The sequence below is a fragment of the Streptomyces sp. NRRL B-24484 genome (assembly GCF_000717715.1).
GTDB lineage: Bacteria > Actinomycetota > Actinomycetes > Streptomycetales > Streptomycetaceae > Kitasatospora.
Genome location: NZ_JOAI01000172.1, coordinates 1 through 256, shown reverse-complemented (window position 1 = coordinate 256; position 256 = coordinate 1). Strand labels below are relative to the sequence as shown.

1 protein-coding gene is annotated in these 256 nt (G+C 69.9%); it reads right to left on the bottom strand.

From position 1 onward, the window contains the following. A partial coding sequence (locus IE98_RS0141790; protein ID WP_030278052.1) for an Hsp20/alpha crystallin family protein occupies nt 1-256 on the bottom strand: 256 nt, incomplete at both ends.

Here is a 256-nt window from a genome sequence, read left to right as displayed (position 1 = left end):
GTCGAGGGTGTCGGAGAGCATGACCTGGCGGGAGAAGACGCCGAGGGGACGCTCGGACAGCTCCCACTTGACGCCCTCGCCTTCCTGGCGCGGGCGGCGCTCGGCCTTGACGGTCACCATGTTCCGCTCGACGTCGATGTCGATCGCCTCCGGGGCCACGCCCGGCAGGTCGAAGCAGATCACGTACTCGTCACCCGCGCGGTAGGCGTCCAGCGGCATCGGCGTCGGACGCGACCAGGTGCCGGTCGTGTTGAGG